This is a genomic window from Bradyrhizobium sp. UFLA06-06, assembly GCF_054820065.1.
The window spans coordinates 1-20,730 of the sequence record NZ_JADFUD010000061.1; the positions used below are offsets into that span (position 1 = coordinate 1).

The window sequence follows — 20,730 nt, forward strand, 5'->3', positions numbered from 1 at the left end:
AATGCCATGATGCGAGACCGAAAGCCGTACCTGCAGACCAAACCAACATAACAGTTGCCGGCTTTCGCCGGGACGACATCTGTCGAGAGGCTACGGCTTCAGCCGCTGCAAGAAGCCGGTGAGATCATCCGTGACATGGTCGACATGGGCGGCGTCGCGGCCTTCGAGCTCCCAGGTCTCGCGCACCACCTCTTGGCTGCCGTCGGGCACGACCAGCACGGTGGTCATGCCGAGCTCATGCGGCACCACCAAATTGCGCGCGAGGTCCTCGAACATCGCAGCCCTCGCCGGATCGACGTCGTGCAGCCTGAGGAACTTCTGGTAGGTCTGCGGGGCAGGCTTCGGCTCGAGATCGGCGGCGATGATGTCGAACACGCCGTCGAAATGGTTGCTGATGCCGAGCCGGCCCAGCACCGCGTCGACATGGTCGACCGAGCCGTTGGTCAGGATCAGCTTGCGCCCCGGCAGCTTGGCGATCGCGGCTCCCATCGCCGGATTGGGTTGCAGCGGCGAGTGGTCGATCTTGTGCACATAAGCGAGATAGTCGTCGGCCTGCACGCCGTGCTCGGTCATCATGCCGCGCATCGTGGTGCCGTAGCGCAGATAGTAGTCCTTCTGCAGCCGCCGTGCTTCCTCGGGCGAGATTTTCAGCCAGTTGCTGACGAACTCGCCGATCCGCGCATCGACCTGCTGCCACAGGTTGACGTGATGCGGGTACAGCGTGTTGTCGAGGTCGAACACCCAGGTCTCGACATGGCCGAAGCTGCGGGCAGTCTTAGTCATGGCTTTCTCCGCGTGTCGGCGCGATCGCCCAGTCTTCCGCCGTCGTCCTGGCGAAAGCCAGGACCCATACCGCGGAATCTATCAATGTGGCACGATGCTCGTCGTTCTTCGCCAAACGCAATCCTGTGGTTATGGGTCCTGGCTTTCGCCAGGACGACTGTGGTGTTTGTGGCGCCGTTGCCTTCATCACGGCATCGCAAAGCGCAGCGTCTTGCCGCCGCTGGTCATGTCGACGGTGGTGAAGCCGAGCGCGGCGAGGCCGCGGCTGGCGCAGTCGCCCTGTTCGTTGATTTCGAACTTGCTTTCGCGGGTGCAGAGCTGGACCCCGCCGCCCCAGTTCAGCGGCTTGTCCTTGATGCGGATGGCGCGGTTGTCGTTGTCGACCGCTTCGGCAAACGAATAGATCTGCTTCGGCGTGCCTGTCACGTCCGGATGCAGGCACTTGCCGGGGTCGATGCGATACCAGCCGCGGCTGGTCACCGCCTTGCCGTCGTCGGTTGCAACCGCGGCCATCACCTTGTGCGGCGTGTCGTTGCACCAGGTCAGCCCTGATGGCGACGGCTTCTGCACGGCATCGATCATGGTGGCGAAGAAATTCGGCGACTGCACGACGTCGCTGGCGAGCCCGCGGCTCTTCAGGAATGCCGACAGCGCACTCTGGGTCTTCGGCCCGTCGACGCCGTCGATCGGCGCCGCATCGTAGCCCGCGATCACCAAGAGGCGCTGGATGCCGGCGAGGCGCGCCTGCTCGTCGTCATATTCGCTGTCTTCGGCGAGATAGGCGACCAGGTTGCCGTCGTCGGTCTTCGTCGGCGTGATCTGGGTGAATTGCGCGGGCATCTGGCCGGAGCGGCATTGCCGCGCGGCGGCGATCACGAAATTGTCCTGCGCCACGCAGAGCGTGTCGGTGCCGTTCTGCGGGATCGGCGAAGCGCCGTAGACGCCGAGCGCCCGCGCATTGAGCAGCACGCGGTCGGCGGTGAGCGCGCCCTGCACCACGACCCGGCAGGTCGCGGGATCGATCCGGAACCAGCCGCGTGTCGCGGTCGCGGCCTTGTCGTCGATGCCGATCGCGGCCTCGATCACATAGCTCATGCGGTTGCAGAGCTTGAGGTCGGCATGCGCCGGCGCCGACGAGAACAGGAACGACACCAGCGCGGCCGGCAGCGCCATCGCGAGCCGCGCCGCCGGCGACCGGCGAGGGATCCTCGCCGTGTGTCCCGCGTCTGCCATTACTTATGGATCAGCGTGCCGGTGCCCTGGTTGGTGAAGAGCTCGAGCAGCACCGCGTGCTGCGTCTTGCCGTCGATGATCACGACGCCCTGCACGCCCTGTTCGAGCGCGTAGATGCAGGTCTCGACCTTCGGGATCATGCCGCCGGAAATCGTGCCGTCGGCGATCAGCTTGCGGGCTTCCTTGATCGACAGATCCGGAATCAGCTTCTTGGACTTGTCGAGCACGCCCGGCACGTCGGTCAGCAGCAGCAGCCGCTTGGCCTTCAGCGCGCCCGCGATCGCGCCGGCGAAGGTGTCGGCGTTGATGTTCAGGGTCTGGCCGTCCTGCGAGGTCGCGAGCGGCGCCAGCACCGGGATCAGCTCATAGCCGATCAGCTGATTGAGCAGCGTGAGGTCGACCTTTTCGGGGTCACCGACGAAGCCGAGGTCGATGGCCTTCTCGATGTTGGAATCCGGATCGACCATGGTGCGCGTCGTCTTCGACGCCTTCACCATGTTGCCGTCCTTGCCGGAGAGGCCCACGGCCTTGCCGCCGGCTTCGTTGATATAGCCGACGATCTGCTTGTTGACCGAGCCCGCCAGCACCATCTCGACGATCTCGATGGTTGCGGCGTCGGTGATGCGCAGGCCCGCGGCGAATTCCGACTGGATGCCGAGGCGCTTCAGCATGGTCGCGATCTGCGGCCCGCCACCATGCACGACCACCGGATTGATCGCGGTCTGCTCGAGCAGCACGATGTCGCGCGCGAATGCCTTCGCGGTGTCCTCGGCGCCCATGGCATGGCCGCCATATTTGATGACGATGGTTTCCTCGTCATATTCCTGCATGTGCGGCAGCGCCTCGGACAGGATGCGGGCCTGATCGAGCGGGCTGATGTGCTGGTCGGTCATGGGGCTGGTCTCGTCGTCAGCGGAGGGGTGGCGCGGTTCTATCTGATTGCCGGGCAGGGCGCAAAGCGGTCTTGACCCTCTCCCCTTGTGGGAGAGGGTGGCTTCGATGCGACGGCATCGAAGCCGGGTGAGGGGTCTGTCTCCGCGGATAGAGACCCCTCATCCGGCGCGGATTGCATCCGCGCCACCTTCTCCCACAAGGGGAGAAGGAAGTATGGCGGTCATCACCGCTTCGGCCACACCGCCGCGACCGCCAGTGCCAGCCAGCTCAGGATCAACAGCGTTCCGCCGGCAGGCGCGGCCATCGGAAACAATCCATGGCCGGCATATTGGCGCAGCACGAGGTCGCCCGCGAACAATGACGCCGCGATGACGAACCCGGCCGCCGCCACGACTGCGAGCTTCGCATGGATGATCGCGCGATCCGCGACCGCGATGGCCGCGACGACGGCTGGTGCATGGAACAGCAGCATCGAGGATGCCGCCGCCAGCCGCGTGGCATCAGGCAGATGGGCTGCGGCCGCCGCCAGCATCACGCCGCAGGCGCCCATGATGGCGGCAAGGCCGATCAGGAGGCGGGATGCGCCGCTCATCAGCGCCGTTCCTCGATCAGACGCACCATGGCGGCACGCAGCTCCGGCATGCCGTCGCCGGTGCGCGACGAGGTCACCAGCATTTCGGGGAAGGCGGCTGGATGCTTTGCGAGTGTTGCTGACGTGTCGGCGATGACAGTCTTGAGTTCGCCGGCCTTCACCTGGTCGGCCTTGGTCAGCACGACCTGATAGCTGACCGCGGACTTGTCCAGCGTCTTCAGCACGTCGAGATCGACGTCCTTGATGCCGTGGCGCGCGTCGATCAGCACGTAGACCCGCGCCAGTGTCGCGCGCCCGAGCAGGAATTTGTGGATCAGCGCCGTCCATGACGCCACCTTGGTCTTCGGCGCCGAGGCGTAGCCGTAGCCGGGCATGTCGACCAGGCGGAAGCCCGCCTTCTCCGGCCCCTCGAAGAAGATCAGCTCCTGGGTTCGCCCCGGCGTGTGCGAGGTGCGCGCCAGGTTGCTGCGGCCGGTCAGCGCGTTGATCAGGCTCGACTTGCCGACATTGGAGCGGCCGGCAAAGGCGACCTCGAGGCCGGCCATCGGCGGCAGCGTCTCGATCGAGGGCGAGGCCCAGATGAAGCGCCAGTCGCCGGCGAACAGTTTTCGGCCTTGCTCGATCAGCGCCGCATCGGGTTCGGTGCTCATGCGAAGGATTCCATCTCGTGGCGGCCGGGCAAAGGCCCAAGGCGGGTCCTTGGCGTAGGACGACCCGGCCATCCAGGTCAACGTCTGGAGCCTCGGTTCTGATTGAATCGAAGCTCCAGCTGCTTGTCTTGACGCGTTTTCTTCCCGCGAACCGTCGCCCACTTCGCTCGTAAACGCGCTGGCCGCCCTCCAATACGTCGATGCCCGGCACAAGGCCGGGCATGACATGGTGACGAAGCGCTGTTGCCGGAAGCTACGTCGCCTTCTTTGTCTCAGTCGTCACGCTTTTTTTTTGAAACGTTGACTTCAGATTGTCGAACAGCTCCACCTTCACGCCGTTGCGCCTCATGATGTAGCTCTGCTGCAGCACCGACAGCAGGTTGTTCCAGGCCCAGTAGATCACGAGACCCGCCGGGAAGCCTGCCAGCATGAAGGTGAAGATCAGCGGCATCCAGTCGAAGATCATCTTCTGGGTCGGATCCGGCGGCGCCGGATTGAGCTTCATCTGGACCCACATCGTGATGCCCATGATGATCGGCCAGATGCCCATCACCAGATAGGAGCCGAAATGCGGTCCGAGCAGCGCGATCGGATCGAACGGAATGAGGCCGAACAGCGTGAACAGATTGGTCGGATCGGGCGCCGAGAGGTCCTTGATCCAGCCGAAGAACGGCGCGTGCCGCATTTCGATGGTGATGAACAGCACCTTGTAGAGCGAGAAGAACACCGGGATCTGCAAGGCGACGGGAAGACAGCCCGCGATCGGGTTGATCTTCTCCTTCTTGTAGATCTCCATCATCTCCTGCTGCTGCTTCACGCGGTCGTCAGGATAGCGTTCCTTCAGCGCCTGCAGCTGCGGCTGCACCGACTTCATCTTCGCCATCGAGGCGTAGGACTTGTTGGCAAGCGGGAAGAACAACAGCTTCACGATCACGGTCACCAAGAGGATCGCGATGCCGAAATTGCCGACCAGGCGATAGAACCAGTCGAGCGCCAGGAACATCGGCTTGGTGATGAAGTAGAAATGGCCCCAGTCGATCAGGAGATCGAAATGGTTGAGGCCGAGCTGCTTGTTGTAGCCGCCGAAGCCGACCAGCGGGAAGTTGAGGCCGACCGTGGCGGCCTCCTTCGCGCCGGCGAACAGCCGCCCGTTGGCAACGCCGGTGCCGCCGATCGGAATCGTCTGCGCGCCGAGCATGTAGTCGGTCTGGTAGCGCTTGTCGCCGGTGGTGAAGCGGGCGCTTTCGAGCGTTGCGGTGGTCTCCGGCAATAGTGCCGTGGCCCAGTATTTGTCGGTGATGCCGAGCCAGCCGTCGGTGACCTTCGTGAACACGATGCCGCGCGAATTTCCGCCGGTCGGGGTCTTGGCCTCGTCGATGTTCTTGTAGCTGAATTCCTGCAGGCCGTGTTCGCCGAGATAGCCGATCGGGCCTTCGTGCAGGATCGCGTAGCCGGAGACCGGCGGCTTGCCGCCGCGCGAGATCAGCCCGAACGGATACAGCGTCACCGGCGCGCTGCCTTGATTGATGACCTCGTCCTTGATGCTGAAGAGGTAGCGATCGTCGATCGAGATGGTGCGGCGGAAGGTCAGGCCCTGGCCGTTCTCGTATTTCAGAATCACCGGGGTGCTCGGCGACAGGCTGTTCGATCCCTCCTGCTGCCAGACGGTTTCGGCGTTCGGCGTCTTCACCGATGAGCCGTTGGCGGTCAGCCACAGGAACTCGGCATAATAAGGCTCGGCCGTGCCCGACGGCGAAAGCAGCACGACGGCCGGCGATTTGGGATCGACCGTCTCGCGGAACTGAACCAGCGCCAGGTCGTCGATCCGGGCGCCCTTCAGCGCGATGCTGCCGGTGACGCGCGGGGTCTCGATCTTGATGCGCGGGCCGGAGGCAAGCACCGTTTCGCGGCTCGCTACCGGAGCGTCAGCAGCAGGCGCGCCGGGGGCCGGAGAGGGGGTTGCCGAGGTTCCTGGAGCTGCGCCTGGAGCAGCACCCGGAGTTGCCTGCGGCGCCGGCTTCTGCAACTCCGCCTGGCGCTGCGCGTCGCGCTGCTTCTCCATCTGCGGCACATTGTAGAAGTATTGCCAGGCGATCAGGACGAGGCCGGACAGAATGACGGCAAGGATCGTGTTGCGGTTGTCGGACATCTCTTAGGGTCTCGTCATTCCATTCGGATTGGGCGCGCTTTTGTTACCCGCCTTGTTGGTACCCGTCTTGTTATTACCCGTCTTGGGCGCAGGCCGGTCGAGGCGGCGCAGCGCCGACCGCAGGTCGTCAAGCATGGTCGCAAAGTCGCGGGTCAGCGCGTCACGACGGCCCACTAGCACATAATCATGGTGCGGCCGCATGAATACGGCGTCGACCTGTCTCATCACTTCGCGAAGCCGGCGGCGGATGCGGTTGCGCTCGGTCGCGGTGCCGTTCTTCTTGGTGACGGTATAGCCGACGCGGATCGGGCCCTGATCGTCGCGGCGGCGGCCCTGCAGCACAAAAGCTGTGGTATTCGCCCGTGCGCCATTGGCAACGGCGAGGAAATCCGCCCGCTGCCTCAGCCGATCCATAATGGGTATCTCCGGAGAGGAGACGTCCGGGCTCAGGCGCTCAGGCGCTTGCGGCCACGCGCGCGGCGCGCAGCGAGGACCTTACGGCCGCCGGCCGTGGCGAGACGGGCGCGGAAGCCGTGACGGCGCTTGCGCACCAGTTTGCTGGGTTGATAAGTCCGCTTCACGGGTAATTCTCCGCTGACCGGGCAATTTGCCGTTGTATTGAGATGGAGTCCGGTGATGCTGGGAGGCCCAAACGAGCCGTTGACGGCCCCAAAGAGCCGCCCCCGGGTCAAGAACCGGGCCATCGCGGACAGTTGGCGCGGCTTATAAGGGAGCGCCCTGTTTTCGTCAATGTCACAGGCCGTCGCAAAAAGGCTTCTTCGAAACGTCGCAATTGGGGCGAATATATCTGATTTCGCGGGGTATTTGACGGTATGGAGACGCTTTGGGGCGTTCGGGGAACCGCCCACATTAGCGATCCGTAATTTGACCGGCTTGGGGGCCGGGCCCCATCTTCCGACCCCTAAGCCAAACAAGGCCTTATCTTGTGGCTCTAACTGACGATCAGGCGACCGCGCAGAAGCAGCGGCCCAAGCCGTCCCCTCGGCTCGGGCTGTCGGGCAAGCTTCTGTTGCTGACAATTCCCCTGGTGATGATCGCCGGGCTCCTGATCTACGTCCCGGCCATCGCCAACTTCCGGATGAACCGGCTCAACGACCGCCTCGCCGCCGCCAATACCGCGGCGCTGGTGCTGGATGCCGCCCCGTCCGGCCTGGTGCCGGATTCGCTGGCACGGCAGATCCTGACCAGCATCGGCGCCCGTGCCGTTGCCATCAAATTGGGACAGCAGCGCCGGCTGCTCGCCAGCGCCGACCTGCCGGCCGCGATCGACCATGACGTCGACATGCGGACCATGACGGTGTGGTCGGCGATCGTCGATGCCTTCGAGATCATGCTGGAGCACGGCGACCAGACCATCCGCGTGGTCGGACCCGCGCCGGGCCAGGCGCAGTTCATCGAGGTCGTGATCGACGAGAAGCCGCTGCGGCAGGCGATGTACCGCTTCTCGCGCAACGTCCTGGTCGTCGCGCTGTTGATTGCCGGCCTGACCGCCGGCCTGGTCTATCTGGCGCTGCATTATCTGTTCGTGCGCCCGATGCGGCGGCTGACCGCTAGCCTGGTCGGCTTCCACGAGAATCCGGAGAGTTCGGCGCGAATCATCGTGCCGAGCCAGCGCGGCGACGAGATCGGCGTTGCCGAGCGCGAGCTGTCGGACATGCAGCGCGACCTCGTCTCGATGCTGCATCAGAAGAGCCGGCTCGCCGCGCTCGGGCTCGCCGTCTCCAAGATCAACCATGATTTGCGCAACCTGCTGGCGTCCTCGCAATTGCTGTCGGACCAGCTTGCCAGCGTGCCCGACCCGCGGGTGCAGCGCTTTGCGCCGAAATTGTTGCGCTCGCTGGAGCGCGCCATCGCCTTCTGCCAGTCGACACTCTCCTATGGCCGCGCGCAGGAGGCGGCGCCTGATCGCCGCGTGATCATGGTGGAGCCCGCGGTTGCCGAGGTGCGGGAGTCGGCGGGGCTCGCGACCGATGTCTCGATCACCTGGATCAGCGCGATCGAGCGCGGCCTGACCATCGACGCCGACCCGGACCAGCTGTTCCGCGTGCTGCTCAATCTGGTGCGCAACGCGACGCAGGCGCTGGAAAGCCGGCCGGCCAGCGACGGCGGCGCGCAGCAGATCCGCATCACCGGCCGCCGCGAGGGGACGGTTGCGATCATCGAGGTCTCCGACACCGGTCCGGGCGTCCCGACCAAGGCGCGCGAGCATCTGTTCGAGGCATTCCAGACCTCCGGGCGCCCCGGCGGCAGCGGGCTTGGCCTCGCGATCGCCGCCGAGCTGATCCGCGCTCATGGCGGCCACATCCACCTGGTCGAGGGCACCATCGGCGCCACCTTCCGGATTTCGATCCCGGATCGTCCGGTGGAACTGCTGTCGGTCCGCAGCGAGCGGGCGAGGGCATAGGGGCCCTTCCGGTACTCCAGGGCAGGCTAAAGCCGCGCCGAAATTGGCACTTCCAGACCTTGCCAACTGGAGCCGGAGCCTGTAGCTAGAGCGCTCTTTCGCGACGTTCCGGGGCTCCCGGAGCCATGCGGGCTCAAGCCCTCCCGCGAAAATGCGCCCGTAGCTCAGCTGGATAGAGCATCAGACTACGAATCTGAGGGTCGGACGTTCGAATCGTTCCGGGCGCGCCATTTTCGTTCAAAATCACGAACATTTCCGTTCTCGACCCGGTCGCCTGCGATGATGGTCTGAGTCGAGGCGCCGGATCGCAAGCCGACGTTAAAGGATGGCCAGGACGTGGGGTGAGACCGGGCCGGGAATCGACTGTCGGTATCGGGCCCTTCAAGAGGATCTATTCGGGCATGCCGGACAGTCGCCAGGCCGCTGCGACCTTCTCGACATCCTCGCTGCGCACAAAGGGCGTCGTTCTCTTGTATTCCGCGATCGTCAAGCCCGGGCTCAATCGACGGACCTGATCGCTGCATCTGGCAGCTTCGTCTATCCGGCCCAGCATCGCGAGAGCCGCCATCATCTGACGATGGAGTTGAACAAAGTCAGGCCAACGCCGGACGCCGTCGGACGCCCATACCAAAGCCTCGTCGTATCGTCCTGCCTGGAAGTGTGCACTCGCCAACCCTTGATAGGCGAGGAAAGTTCGTGGATCGAGCGGGCTCAATCGCAATGCAAGGTGCAACTGTTCGATCGCCTCATCATACTCGCCGAGGAAATTCTTGGCTCCGCCGAGCCATAATCGCGCCGTCGCAAGATTAGGGTCCAGATTGACTGCGCGCGAGAGGAGTGCCTCGCCTTCCGCAACCTTCCTCACGACATAGTTCAAGACTTGACCTGCTACAGCGAGCACTCGCGGATCGTCATCGCCCAGCCGCAATGCTTCGCGCGCGATTCGCTCGGCATGCTCCATCTCGACGCATCCGATGCTGACCCAGTCGAAGGCCTTGGCCGCGATGTACCATCCAGCTCGAACTGCGTGCGCAAGTGCAAAGCCCGGATCGAGTTCGGTGGCGCGCACAAAAAGAGGCAAGGCCCGGCGATGCGCCTCTCTTGTAAACAGATAAAAGGACGAGAGGCCGCGAAGGTAGTGGTCATAGGCGGTGAGGTTCGCAGGCGGCTTGCGAACCGCAAGCGCAATCTCCGCCTTTTCGATGCTGGGAAGGATCGCTCCGATTACGCTTGATGCAACCGTGTCTTGCAGAACGAAGATGTCGTTTAGATATCCGTCGAAGCGATCCGCCCAGATATGGGCCTGGTTTGTCACCTCGATCAATTGTCCCGTTATTCTTATTCGGTCGGCCGACCTTCGCACGCTACCCTCGAGGACGTAGCGCACTCCGAGCTCCCGTCCGACACGGCCTATGTCGATGGCTCTTCCCTTGTAAGTAAACGCGGAGTTGCGAGCGACGACAAAAAGAGCGCGACTGCGCGATAGTGCCGTCGTGATCTCCTCAACCATCCCGTCAGCAAAATACTCCTGCTCGGGATCGCCGCTCATGTTCTGAAACGGCAAGACCGCGATCGAAGGTTTGTCAGGAAGAGTGAGCGGCTGCGGATGGGCCGAAGCTGACCTTTCGCCGGATGACGTTTGAGTGCTCAACCGGGATCGCCAAGCCTGAATTGGTTCGGCGATATTCTTCAGAGACTGCAGGCCGATATCCTCAAAGACAATGTCGACCTTGCTTCTGATCTGTCTGTAAGCGTCGTCGGATACGCAGATCCCGCCCGGTTCGGCGATGCTTTCGAGTCGAGCGGCGATGTTGACGGCATCCCCGAAAATATCGCCTCGATCGATGATGATATCGCCGGCATGAATGCCGATGCGAAATTCTATCTTTTGATCCAGGGGCACAGCGATCGTCTGTGCCGCCAACCTGTTTTGAATTTCAACGGCACTGCGTGTCGCGTCGACGACGCTCGCAAACTCGACGAGCAGGCCATCTCCCGTCGTCTTGACGACACGGCCCCGATGGGCGGCTATTGCCGGATTAACGATGGTCCCTATTAGGGTCTTCAGGCAAGTCAGCGTGCCTTCCTCGTCCCGTCCCATCAGCCGGCTGTACCCAGCGACGTCGGCCGCTAGCACTGCAGCCAATCGCCGCTCGATGCGATCGGAGGCCAAGGCATGCCCTCAAAACATTCTCAAAATAATGCCAGCGATCAAAGCACGGCGGGCTCCGCCTGAGCTAGCGAAAACTTGCGAAATGGGTCGAAAGGCGACACCGGTCGGTTTCCTCAGACCAGAAATGGGCGCCAGCGCCGTCTGGATGCAACCTGTCCCGGGGCCCCCACTCGGACCCGCCCCCCGTAAAAACCCTGCTTGCCCCCGCCGGAACGTTGAGAAAAAATAAGCTTTTTTAGCTTATAGGCACACAAATGTTTTTATTCTTATTGTCTGTCCTTTTGAACCGGCGAGTCATCCCTCATGCAGAGTGACATCGCGAATGCCGTATTTTATGCGGCCGTATTCCTGGGCATCGTCTACACCAGTCGCATCCTGGAAAAAAGATGGCCGATCGCGGACGTTCCCTACGGCGAGTTTCGCGATGATTGGCTCGCGGTGATCGTGAGCCTCGGGCTGTCGTCCATGCTCGCTCCGATCGCAGCGATCAGCGCGGGGAAAATCGCCAGCTATACCGGTCTCGGCTGGATCAAGCTGCCGACCGACGGTTACTGGTGGTACGTCTCCCTCGCAATCATCGTGGTCGCATTCGATCTCTACAAGTACGCATACCATCGCCTTCAACATGCGATCCCCTTTCTATGGGCGATGCACTCCTTCCATCACAGCGCGAACGGCGTGACGTTCATTACCGGCGGCCGGCATTTCTGGCTGGAGCGGGTGTTGTCCGACGCGTTTCTTCCGATCATGGCGATCCTGTTCCGCATTCCGCCGGACATGGTGATAGCGGTGGGATTCATCTTCTTCATGCCCGATGCGTGTGCCCATCTCAACGTCCGCATTCCGCTCGGTCGGTATGTGACATGGATCAACAATCCGCAATGGCACCGGATCCATCATTCGGTCCTTCCCGAGCACAGGGACAAAAACTTCGCTGCCTGCTTTCCGCTCCTCGACATTCTGTTCGGTACGGCCTGGATACCGAAGCCGGACGAATATCCTGCAACGGGCCTCGTGCCTGCCGAGCGCGTGGACATCATCAATAGCGTGATCTGGCCAATCCGGCATCTTCGGCATTACTGGCATCGGGAGTCTCGGAATGAATTGGGTTAAGGGTCTCTTGGTGCTCCTCGCCCTGCTGCTGGGTTACGCCGACCTCGTGTCGACGAATGTGATCCTGAGTCTCGGATTGGGTGAGTTGAACCCGTTCATGCATCTGGCGCAGACATGGTTCGGCGTATGGTGGCTGGTGCCCAAGCTTGGCCTGACGTTCGTGGTCACGTGGCTGCTTTGGCGGAGCAACAACGTTTACAACATCGCTCTCGTCGTCGCGTTCTGCTCCACGCCTGTCCTGAACAACCTCGTCATCATCGCGGGCACGAACTGAATCAATCCCTTCGCCGGTTGCCGCAACTGGCGAAATCAGGAGGATCAGTGATGTCGGACAGGTTTGTCGTCGCCTGCATGGTCTGGTGTGCCCTGATCCTGGGAGCTCCGGGGGCGACCGTTCACGCGCAGACACCGTCGAGCTGCAAGGAGCCGCAGACCGGCACCAGTCATGTCCCGATGCTGTCGCCGCCGCTGGCCAATGTGGTGACGGGCACGGGACGGCTGCAATTCTACTCGGCGCCGAACCTGCACTGTCCGATCCGCGGGGTGTTCGTCATTCCAAATGACGCACTGATCGCGTATGCGCAAACCAGTGATGGCTGGTCGTCGGTGATGTACCTCAATCCGGGGACGGGCAACGACGTCTCGGGTTGGGTGAGGTCGGCGAGGCTGAAGGTGACTGGAACCGTCGGACCAAAGTAGCACGCGACCAGGATCGCAGCAGGCAGGCGGCTACCCACACCGCACCTGCTTGAGCGATGCCTGCATGAATGCGCTGCGTGCGGTCAACCGGCCGTGACGCACGTCCGCTGCGGCGATCAATGAATCGCCGCGTACATGATCTTCTCCTCGGTGGCTTCGAGCGCGGAGAATTCCTCGACCACCTTGCCCTGGCGCGAGACCAGGATGCGGTCGGACAGCGCCATGATCTCGGGCAGATAGGACGAGATCACCACCACCGCCTTGCCCTCGTCGGCGAGCTGGTTGATCAGCTCGTGGATCTCGACGATGGCGCCGACGTCGACGCCGCGGGTCGGCTCGTCGAAGATGATCAGCTCCGGCTCCTGCACCAGCGATTTGGCGATCACCACCTTCTGCTGGTTGCCGCCTGACAGCTCGACCACCTTGGCCTCGTCGCCGATGGCGCGAACCTTGAGGCGTTGGGTCCAGGTCTTGCCGACCGAATTGGTCTCGCGCCGCGACAACATCATGCGGCCCCCGGGAAACTTCGACAGCAGGCCGAGATAGATGTTGCGGGCGATCGAGGCGGTTTCGAAGAAGCCCTCGACCTTGCGATCCTCGGTCACATAGGCGATGCCGGCCTTGACCGCCGGCGCCGGAACCCGATAGCGCACCGGCTTGTCGTGCAGCATGATTTCGCCGCCGTGGAAGAAGTCGCGTTTCAACACGCCGGATACGATCTTGAAGGTCTCGGTGCGGCCCGCGCCGACCAGGCCGAACACGCCGGTGATCTGCCCGGCGAATACCGACAGCGAATTGTTCTTCACCATCGGCGCCATCTTGAGGTTTTGAACCGTGAGCACGCGCACCCCCGCCGGCCGGACGCAGGTCTTCCGCGCGCCATAGAGCGTGTTGGAGAGGTCGCGTCCGACCATCGCCTGCACGATCGCAGCGCGATCGAATTTCGCGGCGTCGTCGGTGATGACGTGCTTGCCGTCGCGCAGCACGGTGATGCGATCGGCGAGCAACAGAGCCTCTTCCAGCGCGTGCGAAATGAAGATGATCGAGACGCCGCGCTTCTTGAGGTCACGGACCAGGTCGAAGAAATACTTCTTCTCTTCCGGCGTCAGCGACGCGGTCGGCTCGTCGAAGATGATGACCTTGGCCTTGTGCAGAACCGCGCGCGCGATCTCCACCATCTGCTTCTTGGCGGCACCGAGCCCGCTCACGGTCGCGGTCGGCGTCACGTCGAAATTCAGCGATTGCAGGAATTGCTGGGCGGCGATGTAGATGCCGCGCAGCCGGTTGTAGAATTTCTCCTGCCCGAGAAACAAGTTTTGGGCGACCGTCATGGTCGGCACCAGGCTGTTCTCCTGGAACACCATCGCGATGCCGAGATTGCGCGCCTCGAGCGGCGTCCGCGGCGCGACCTCCGCGCCATCGACACTCATGCCGCCCGAGGTCAAGGTCACGACGCCGGCCATCACCTTGGTCAGCGTCGACTTGCCGGCGCCGTTCTCGCCGACAAGCGCGTGGATCTCGCCACGGCGCAGATCGAAGTCGACGCCCTCGATGGCGGGCACGCCGGCGTAAAGCTTGGTGGCTTTGCGCAGGGAAAGCACGGTGTCGCTCATGAGCCGACCTCCTCGGCGAGCCCGGCGAGGGGCAGTTTCAGCACGCGGCCCGGTCCCTTGGCGATCAGCACAAGGTCGCCGCCCAGCTCGAGCGCCGCGACGACGCCGTGATTGACGCCGTCGACCCGGCTGTGCAGCGAATACTTTGGCTTGCCGTCCTCGCCCAGCCGGATGACGAGGCCATAGGAGCGCGGCGGCGCCCACGGCTTGATCACGCCCATCGTCTTGATGTGTGCGCCCTGCATCGGCTCCTTGAACGAGAACCCCGAGCGCAGCCGCGGCGCCACCCAATAGGCCGGATCGATCTCGGCCATCATGCGACGCCGGTAGGCCGGCTCGCGCAGCACGAACTCGATCAGCTGGGTGCGCGCGGTGAATGCGGTGAGCCAATAGCCGCCGCCCGCGGCCTTCGACAGCCGCGACGGATAGACGGGCAGATGGCCGAGCACGACCTGCGGCGGCCTTCCATTGGAGACGAGGACGAGACGATGCCGCCAGCTCTCGCTGACCAGCACGCCGTCGCCGCGCGCGCAGGCGCCGAAGGCGTAGCCGAGCTTCGACGCCAGCGGCTGCACCGATTTGGTCCTGGGATCGAGCCGGAACACGCGGCCGCTCCGGTTGAGCTCCATCAGGTCGCGCGCCCAATCATCGATGCCGCAGCTCGCCGAGCCGTCGGTTGCGATCAGGGTCCCGTCGCCGGCCTGCGTCAGCGCGTTGATCGCATTGAAGGCGGCGTCGCTGAACGTCACGCTCGGCTCGCCCGACGAGGGATCGGCGTAGAGCCGCACCTCGCGGCCGCCGAGCGCGACCGCGATGCCGCCGCCGGTGAGCGCGCAGAGCGCCGAAATCGGCTGCTCGAAGCGGCGCAGCTCGGCCGCTCCGCCGCCGTCGAGGCGCAGCAGACGCCTGCCGTCGGCGACATAGAGGTTGCGGCCGTCGGTTGCGAGATCCTCGGGCGCCTCGCATTCCAGCAAGGTGGTCGCCGTCTCAAGTTTTTGATTCGGCTTGAGCGCGCCGTCGAACGACGGCACGGTGATGGTGGCCTCGCCGCGGCCGAGAAAGCGGTTGGCGAATTCCCTGACGGCCGCGATCACGACAGCTTCCCCCAGCGCTTGTCATACTGCACGAAGTTCGGGTCCGCGTTCTCCAGCTTGTAGCGGCCGATCCGGTTGTTCATGATGCCGCCGAGATAGAGATAGCCGCGATGCTCGCGCATCGAGGTGATCATCGGATGGTTCTCGCCGCGCAGGTCCCAGAACGATTCGAGGATCTTGCCCTGCTCGTTGAACTTGACCACGCAGCCGGTGTTGATGTTCGGGAACAGCCATTCGTCGACCGGGACGCGCTTGGCCATGCGGCGCCGGAAGCCCGGCATCTTCCAGGCGAGGTCGAGCGAGGGGCTGCGCATGCCGACCAGCGCCAGCCAGTAATTGCCGTCGGAGGCGAGGTTGATGTTGTCGGGGTAGCCCGGCAAATTGTCCATCACCACCTCGACCTGGCCCTTCTTCGGTCCCGCGAACCACAGCCGCTTGATCGAGCAGCCGAAGGTCTCGGCGAACAGGATCGACACCCCGTCGCTGGCGACGCAGATGCCGTTGGGGAATTTGAGGCCCCGCAGCGCCGTATGCGTCGCACCGGTCTTGGTGTCGTAGCAGATGATGCGGCCGTTGCCGCGCGCCTCGAGGCCGTCGATCGGCCATTCGTCCATCTCGTAGCGCACGGTGGCTTCCGAGAAGAAGATCAGGCCGTCGTCGGTGATGTCGAGGTCGTCGGCCAGCCGCAGGCGGCTGTCGTCGTTCACCGAATGCATGCTGCGGTTGGTTTCGTCGGTCGCCTTCCCCACGGTGCCGTCGGGCGTGATGCGGTAAAGGCCCATACCGCCGATGCAGACATAGAGATTGTCCTGCCGGTCGAAGGCCATGCCGAGCGGCTGACCGCCAATATGGGCGAACACCTCCATCCGCTGATAATCGGGCGCGAAGAAGCGCATGATGTCGCCATGGCGCGAGCCGGCGTAGAGATTGTTGTTGCGGTCGAGGATCACATCCTCCGGCGCCTCGATGCGGCCGAGACCGATCAGTTCGACGTCGCGCAGCTTGTCGTTCTGCTCGAACGGGCCGCCCTGGCCGATCTCGGTGGCCGGCGGCGGCGGCAGCGCGTGATAGGTCGGCGCGACATAGACCTTGCTGATGATGCGGGTGCGGTTCTTCTGCCAGCGGATGTCGACCATCGCTGCAACCAGCAGGATGCCCGCCAGCGCCATGCGGTTGATGCCGCCCCGTGCGTTGAGCGTGGTCAGGCCGTTGGTGATCAGGAGCACGATCAGCACGCCGACCAGCGATTTGGCGACCGAGCCCTTGCCGCCGCCGAGCGTGATGCCGCCCAGCACGGTCGCGGTCAGCACGATCACCTCGAGGCCGACGCCGATGTCGCCGCCGACGGTGCCGAGCCGGGCCGCGAAGAACAGCGCGGCGATGCTGGTCAGCACGCCGCTTGCGACATAGCAGAGCGCGATGGTGCGGCGGACCGGAATGCCGGAATTGTAGGCGGAACGGCGCGAGCCGCCGATCGCGGTGATGTGCCAGCCCGGGCGCAGCCGGGTCATGAAGATATGGCCGAAGATCGCGATCGCGATGTAGACCAAAGCGACGCTCGGAATGCCGAACACGTCGCCGCCGCCGATGAAATTCCAGGACGGGATGTCGGGGAAGGCCGCGGCGATCGAATTGGAGTAGCGCTGGATCAACAGATCGAACGCCGAGCGGTAGATGATCAGGGTGATCAGCGTGGTGATGAAGGCGCGTAGCCGCAAATAGCCGATCAGGACGCCGTTGACGGCGCCGAGCAGTGCACCGCAGATGAGGGTGGCGACCACCACCGCGGGAACCGGCCAGTTCAGCACGTCGAGCAGATAGAGCGCGCAGAAATCCGTCAGCGCGAAGATCGAGCCGACCGACAGATCGATGCCGCCGACGATGACGACCAGCGCCATGCCGAGGCCGATGAAGCCGATCTCGCCGGCCTGCCGCGCGGTGTCGGCAAGGCTCGACGGCGACAGGAAGTGATCGATGGAACGGCTGAGCGCGAAGCCGACGATCAAAAGCAGGATCACCGGTATTGCGGTCTCGGTCCAACGCTTGGACAGGATCTCGCCGAGGAGATGATCCGGCCAGTAGCGGTAACGCAGGCTCGTCAGGGTGTCGCGCATCGGCATTCCAGCAGGGCGTTCGATTTGGGAAGATCGACGTCCCGGGCGAAGCGCCCGGGACGTCGAGCGGGAATCGCCGGACTATTTCTTCAGGTCACTGAGATTCCAGCACGCGGTCTGGCTGTCCGCATTCTCTTTGGTGATCGGGATCAGCGTCGTGTATTCCGAACCCTTGATCGAGCCGGCCTTGGCGCCCGACGACAGCAGCCATTTGATCGTGCCGGCCATCTGCGCGGCCTGGGTCGGCACGTCGTAGCTCATGTTGAGATCGAACGCGCCTGACTTCACGAGCTCGCAGGCGCCCTTGCGCTCGCCGCCGCCGGAGGTCGCGACGAACACCTTGCCGGTCAGGCCGGCTTCCTTCACCGCGGCGGCGGTGCCGATGTCCATGCCGTCCCAGAAGCCGACGATGCCGCAAAGATCGGGATTCTGCTTCAGCACGGTCTGGGTGATCGCCTTGGCCTTCGCGGCGTCCCAGTCGGCCGCCTGGCTCGAGACCACCTTGATCTCCGGATGCTTGGCGAGCACGTTCTCGACGCCCTTGAGCGTGTAGGCGCTGGCGGCCGCCGAGAGCGCGCCCTGCACGATGGCGATCTTGTTCGACTTGCCCTGGCAGGCCTTCACCACGGCCTCGGTGTCTCGCTCGCCGATCTCGATCCAGTTGGCGCCGACAAATGCCGAAGAGCGATAGGCCGACCCCATGTTGATCTGGATGACGTAGATGCCTTCGTTCTCGGCGCGCTGCAGCAACTTGGCGTAGGTCTGCACGTCCGGATTGTGGATCACCATCACGGCCGGCTTCTCCGAGATCAGCGAGGTCACCGCCTGCGCGCCGGCATTGGTGTTCCAGTTGGGATCGCGGATCTCGAACTTCACGCCGAAGGGCTCGAGCTCCTTCTTCATGCCGGCGTACCAGCCTTCGGTGAGGTCGAAGTTCATGGCGACCGGGACGTAGGCCACCGTCTTGCCGGCGAGGGCTTCCCTGAACGGCTTCTGGAACGGCTCGTCCAGGCCCTGCTGGGCCAGAGCCGGAGCGGCGATGGCGGCAAGCCCGAGCGCTGCGGCGATCACCTTTGCAGTCCTGACAGCGTATTTCATTGCTTCCTCCTTGGTCGTGATTGAATGTTCCTGTGGCTTGGTTCAGATGTCGCCCTGCTGTGCCGTTTCTTCGTTGCGCGGATTCAGGAATGAATCCGTGATGACGGCGAGCAGCAGGACGACACCCTTGACGAGGTTTTGTCCGGCGTAGGAAATGTCCATGATGGTCATGCCGTTCAGCATGGTGCCGATCAGCAGCGTGCCGATGATGACGTTGAGCACGCCGCCGCGGCCGCCCGACAGGCCGATGCCGCCGAGCACGACGACGAGGATGACGTCGTAGATCAGGGTCGAATTGAAGATGCGGGTCGGCATCGAGTTGACCGATGCCGCCATCACTAGGCCCGCGAAGCAGCCGATCAGCGCCGCGACGACATATTGCAGCACGATGATCGGGCGCGAGGGGATGCCGGTGACGCGGGCGGCGTAGGGATTGTCGCCGATCGCGTAGATATAGGCGCCCCAGCGCGTCTGGCGCAGCAGGAACGCGACCACGGCGCAGGCGATCGCGAACATCACGATCGAGGTCGGAATGCCTGATATGGTGCCCTGTCCGAGCCGCTCGAAGCCCTTCATGCCGTCGCTCCACTGCACGACGTCGAGCTGAAACAGCGCTGCCTGCCCGAGGCCGGCGAGCAGCAGGCCGGTCGCCAGCGTCGCAAACAGCGAAGGGACCTCGGCATAGGCGATCAGCCAGCCATTGACGAGGCCGAAGGCGATCGTGAGCAGTACGGCCGTCGCCAGCGCGGCCGGCAGCGAGTGGCCGTTCTGCACCATCTGCAGCACGAGTCCCGGCGGCACCGCGAGAGCTGCGATCAGCGAGATGTCGATGCCGCGCCCGATCACGACGATCGCCATCGCCAGCCCGAGGATGCCGAGCACCGCAACGTTCTGCAGCAGCGTCAGCATGTTCTCCGGCGTCAGGAAGCCGCGCAGGAAAATCGAGAACGCCAGGAACAGCACGGCAAAGACGGCGAAGACGATCTCCTGTTGATTGAACCGCAATCGCTTCATTGCCTCGTCCTTCCTGCGGCTATGGGTGCGCCGTCTGCCTGGATCTTGTGCGGGAGCCGGTCACGACGCGGCCGGGCCGCGTCCGGCCTGAGACCGCGGCATCGACGAACGCGCCAACGACGTTGATGTAGGTTTCGATCGAGGTGCCGCGTCTGCGGTACTTCGCGCGTTTGACGTACCAGTCCTGCAGCAGCGGCTTGATCAGCGATGCGGTCAGCGTGACCTGGTCGATCGCGAAGACGCCGCTAGCGACACCCTGCTTGAGAACGCCGGCGATGATCTTCTCGGTCATCACCTCCATCTCGATGGCGCGCTGGCGCTCCGCCGGCGGAAACGACTTCGCTTCCATGAAGCAGAACACGAACCAGGGCTGCATCGCCTCGCTCATCCGGACATGGGTCGCGATGATCCAGTGCAGATGCTTGCGCGCATCCTGCTTCACGTCGGCGGGCGGCGAGTTGAGAACCTCCGCCACCGTCTCGGCGACCTCGCCGAGGATCATCGACAGCAGCGTCGGCTTGCTGTCGAAATACGTATAAAGGCCGCCCATGCTGAGGCCCGAGGCCTCCGCGAGCTGGCGCAGCGTGGTGGCGTGAAAACCGTGCTTGTTGGAAAGCGTGAGCGTGGCGCCGATGATGCGCGTGAGATTCGGAACGGCGAGATGGGTTTTCTGGACCCGGATGGAATCCCGATGACGTTCGAGGATGCGCGCGCAAAGCACGTCCATCGCGAACGCATTCGCCGTCCCCGGTCGCTGACGCGCGAGACCCACGTTGCCTCCCTAGCTATGCTCCCGAACCATTTCATTTTGTTGCTGGTCCGGGCTGGGCTTTACGCCCTTGCCTAATTCCTAGCCCACGAAACGGCGCCCGGAAAAGGGGGATGATGAAATTTTCTGAGAGAGCGCTCGCTCGTTTTTTGGTCCGCAGCCGTGTTGCCCGGCCTGGGCGCGTCGTCGTTCCGGCCATCGTCGGGAACTTTTCGCGCTGAAAGCACAGCACAAATTCCCGGTGCTCTGGTCGACCAGCACGCCGGTTAGACGGCCGTCACATTTCCGATCATGGGCGTGTGGGAAACTCGAGAGCG

At 63.7% G+C, this 20,730-nt stretch carries 19 protein-coding genes and 1 tRNA gene; 5 read left to right on the forward strand and 15 right to left on the reverse strand.

The features are described from left to right. Positions 1-90: 90 nt before the first annotated feature. From IF803_RS34040 to rpmH, 8 genes are all read right to left on the reverse strand, one after another. A complete protein-coding gene (locus tag IF803_RS34040; protein ID WP_461195150.1) occupies positions 91-783 on the reverse strand; it encodes a pyrimidine 5'-nucleotidase in 693 nt (230 codons plus the stop codon). A gap of 186 nt (positions 784-969) precedes the next feature. Continuing rightward, positions 970-1,956: a DUF1036 domain-containing protein gene (locus IF803_RS34045; RefSeq protein ID WP_461195192.1), complete on the reverse strand. Its 987-nt coding sequence runs from the start codon at positions 1,954-1,956 to the stop codon at positions 970-972. A 59-nt stretch (positions 1,957-2,015) separates the two neighbouring features. Beyond that, positions 2,016-2,909 carry an acetylglutamate kinase gene (argB, locus tag IF803_RS34050; protein ID WP_016848093.1) on the reverse strand — a complete coding sequence of 298 codons (894 nt, stop codon included), beginning with the start codon at positions 2,907-2,909 and terminating at the stop codon, positions 2,016-2,018. A gap of 224 nt (positions 2,910-3,133) precedes the next feature. Further along, positions 3,134-3,502 carry a DUF423 domain-containing protein gene (locus IF803_RS34055; protein ID WP_461195152.1) on the reverse strand — a complete coding sequence of 123 codons (369 nt, stop codon included), beginning with the start codon at positions 3,500-3,502 and terminating at the stop codon, positions 3,134-3,136. Further along, on the reverse strand, positions 3,502-4,152 hold the full coding sequence (gene yihA / locus IF803_RS34060; RefSeq protein WP_028340402.1) for a ribosome biogenesis GTP-binding protein YihA/YsxC: 651 nt from the start codon (positions 4,150-4,152) through the stop codon (positions 3,502-3,504). Before yihA ends, IF803_RS34055 begins: the two co-directional genes overlap by 1 nt. 253 nt (positions 4,153-4,405) lie before the next feature. Further along, the gene (yidC, locus tag IF803_RS34065) at positions 4,406-6,301 is read right to left on the reverse strand and encodes a membrane protein insertase YidC (protein ID WP_461195153.1); all 1,896 of its coding nucleotides are present in this window, start codon (positions 6,299-6,301) and stop codon (positions 4,406-4,408) included. 3 nt (positions 6,302-6,304) lie between these two features. Continuing rightward, on the reverse strand, positions 6,305-6,715 hold the full coding sequence (gene rnpA, locus IF803_RS34070) for a ribonuclease P protein component (protein WP_168857313.1): 411 nt from the start codon (positions 6,713-6,715) through the stop codon (positions 6,305-6,307). 32 nt (positions 6,716-6,747) lie between these two features. Further along, the gene (rpmH, locus tag IF803_RS34075) at positions 6,748-6,882 is read right to left on the reverse strand and encodes a 50S ribosomal protein L34 (protein WP_008542748.1); all 135 of its coding nucleotides are present in this window, start codon (positions 6,880-6,882) and stop codon (positions 6,748-6,750) included. A 365-nt stretch (positions 6,883-7,247) separates the two neighbouring features. Between rpmH and IF803_RS34080 the strand changes: the two genes are divergently transcribed. Together IF803_RS34080 and IF803_RS34085 are read left to right on the forward strand one after the other, a co-directional pair. Next, positions 7,248-8,726, forward strand: coding sequence for a sensor histidine kinase (locus tag IF803_RS34080; protein WP_461195155.1), 1,479 nt, complete (start codon positions 7,248-7,250; stop codon positions 8,724-8,726). A gap of 153 nt (positions 8,727-8,879) precedes the next feature. Continuing rightward, positions 8,880-8,956: transfer RNA gene (locus IF803_RS34085), tRNA-Arg, on the forward strand. Positions 8,957-9,117: 161 nt separating this feature from the next. Here the strand turns inward: IF803_RS34085 and IF803_RS34090 are convergent. Further along, on the reverse strand, positions 9,118-10,899 hold the full coding sequence (locus tag IF803_RS34090) for an adenylate/guanylate cyclase domain-containing protein (protein ID WP_461195156.1): 1,782 nt from the start codon (positions 10,897-10,899) through the stop codon (positions 9,118-9,120). Positions 10,900-11,202: 303 nt separating this feature from the next. On the opposite strand from IF803_RS34090, the gene IF803_RS34095 reads away from it, so the two are divergent. The 3 genes from IF803_RS34095 to IF803_RS34105 are packed head-to-tail and all read left to right on the forward strand — an operon-like array spanning position 11,203 to position 12,711. Then, the gene (locus IF803_RS34095; RefSeq protein WP_016848119.1) at positions 11,203-12,012 is read left to right on the forward strand and encodes a sterol desaturase family protein; all 810 of its coding nucleotides are present in this window, start codon (positions 11,203-11,205) and stop codon (positions 12,010-12,012) included. Beyond that, complete coding sequence (locus tag IF803_RS34100; RefSeq protein ID WP_244435841.1) at positions 11,999-12,286, forward strand: DUF5658 family protein; 288 nt, start codon at positions 11,999-12,001, stop codon at positions 12,284-12,286. Before IF803_RS34095 ends, IF803_RS34100 begins: the two co-directional genes overlap by 14 nt. Positions 12,287-12,336: 50 nt before the next feature. Further along, the gene (locus IF803_RS34105; protein ID WP_461195158.1) at positions 12,337-12,711 is read left to right on the forward strand and encodes a hypothetical protein; all 375 of its coding nucleotides are present in this window, start codon (positions 12,337-12,339) and stop codon (positions 12,709-12,711) included. 116 nt (positions 12,712-12,827) lie between these two features. On the opposite strand, the gene IF803_RS34110 is transcribed toward IF803_RS34105, so the two are convergent. From IF803_RS34110 to IF803_RS34135, 6 genes are all read right to left on the reverse strand, one after another. Beyond that, positions 12,828-14,324, reverse strand: a complete 1,497-nt coding sequence (locus IF803_RS34110; protein ID WP_461195160.1) for a sugar ABC transporter ATP-binding protein — start codon at positions 14,322-14,324, stop codon at positions 12,828-12,830. After that, entirely contained in the window at positions 14,321-15,418 is a 1,098-nt protein-coding gene (locus IF803_RS34115) for an SMP-30/gluconolactonase/LRE family protein (protein WP_461195161.1), read from the reverse strand. Before IF803_RS34115 ends, IF803_RS34110 begins: the two co-directional genes overlap by 4 nt. Continuing rightward, positions 15,415-17,538, reverse strand: coding sequence for an ABC transporter permease (locus IF803_RS34120; protein ID WP_461195162.1), 2,124 nt, complete (start codon positions 17,536-17,538; stop codon positions 15,415-15,417). Before IF803_RS34120 ends, IF803_RS34115 begins: the two co-directional genes overlap by 4 nt. 75 nt (positions 17,539-17,613) lie before the next feature. After that, positions 17,614-18,630: a sugar ABC transporter substrate-binding protein gene (locus IF803_RS34125; RefSeq protein WP_028340412.1), complete on the reverse strand. Its 1,017-nt coding sequence runs from the start codon at positions 18,628-18,630 to the stop codon at positions 17,614-17,616. Between the two features lie 42 nt (positions 18,631-18,672). Continuing rightward, on the reverse strand, positions 18,673-19,644 hold the full coding sequence (locus IF803_RS34130; RefSeq protein WP_461195163.1) for an ABC transporter permease: 972 nt from the start codon (positions 19,642-19,644) through the stop codon (positions 18,673-18,675). A gap of 19 nt (positions 19,645-19,663) precedes the next feature. Next, the gene (locus tag IF803_RS34135) at positions 19,664-20,371 is read right to left on the reverse strand and encodes a TetR/AcrR family transcriptional regulator (RefSeq protein ID WP_028340413.1); all 708 of its coding nucleotides are present in this window, start codon (positions 20,369-20,371) and stop codon (positions 19,664-19,666) included. Positions 20,372-20,730 lie beyond the last annotated feature (359 nt).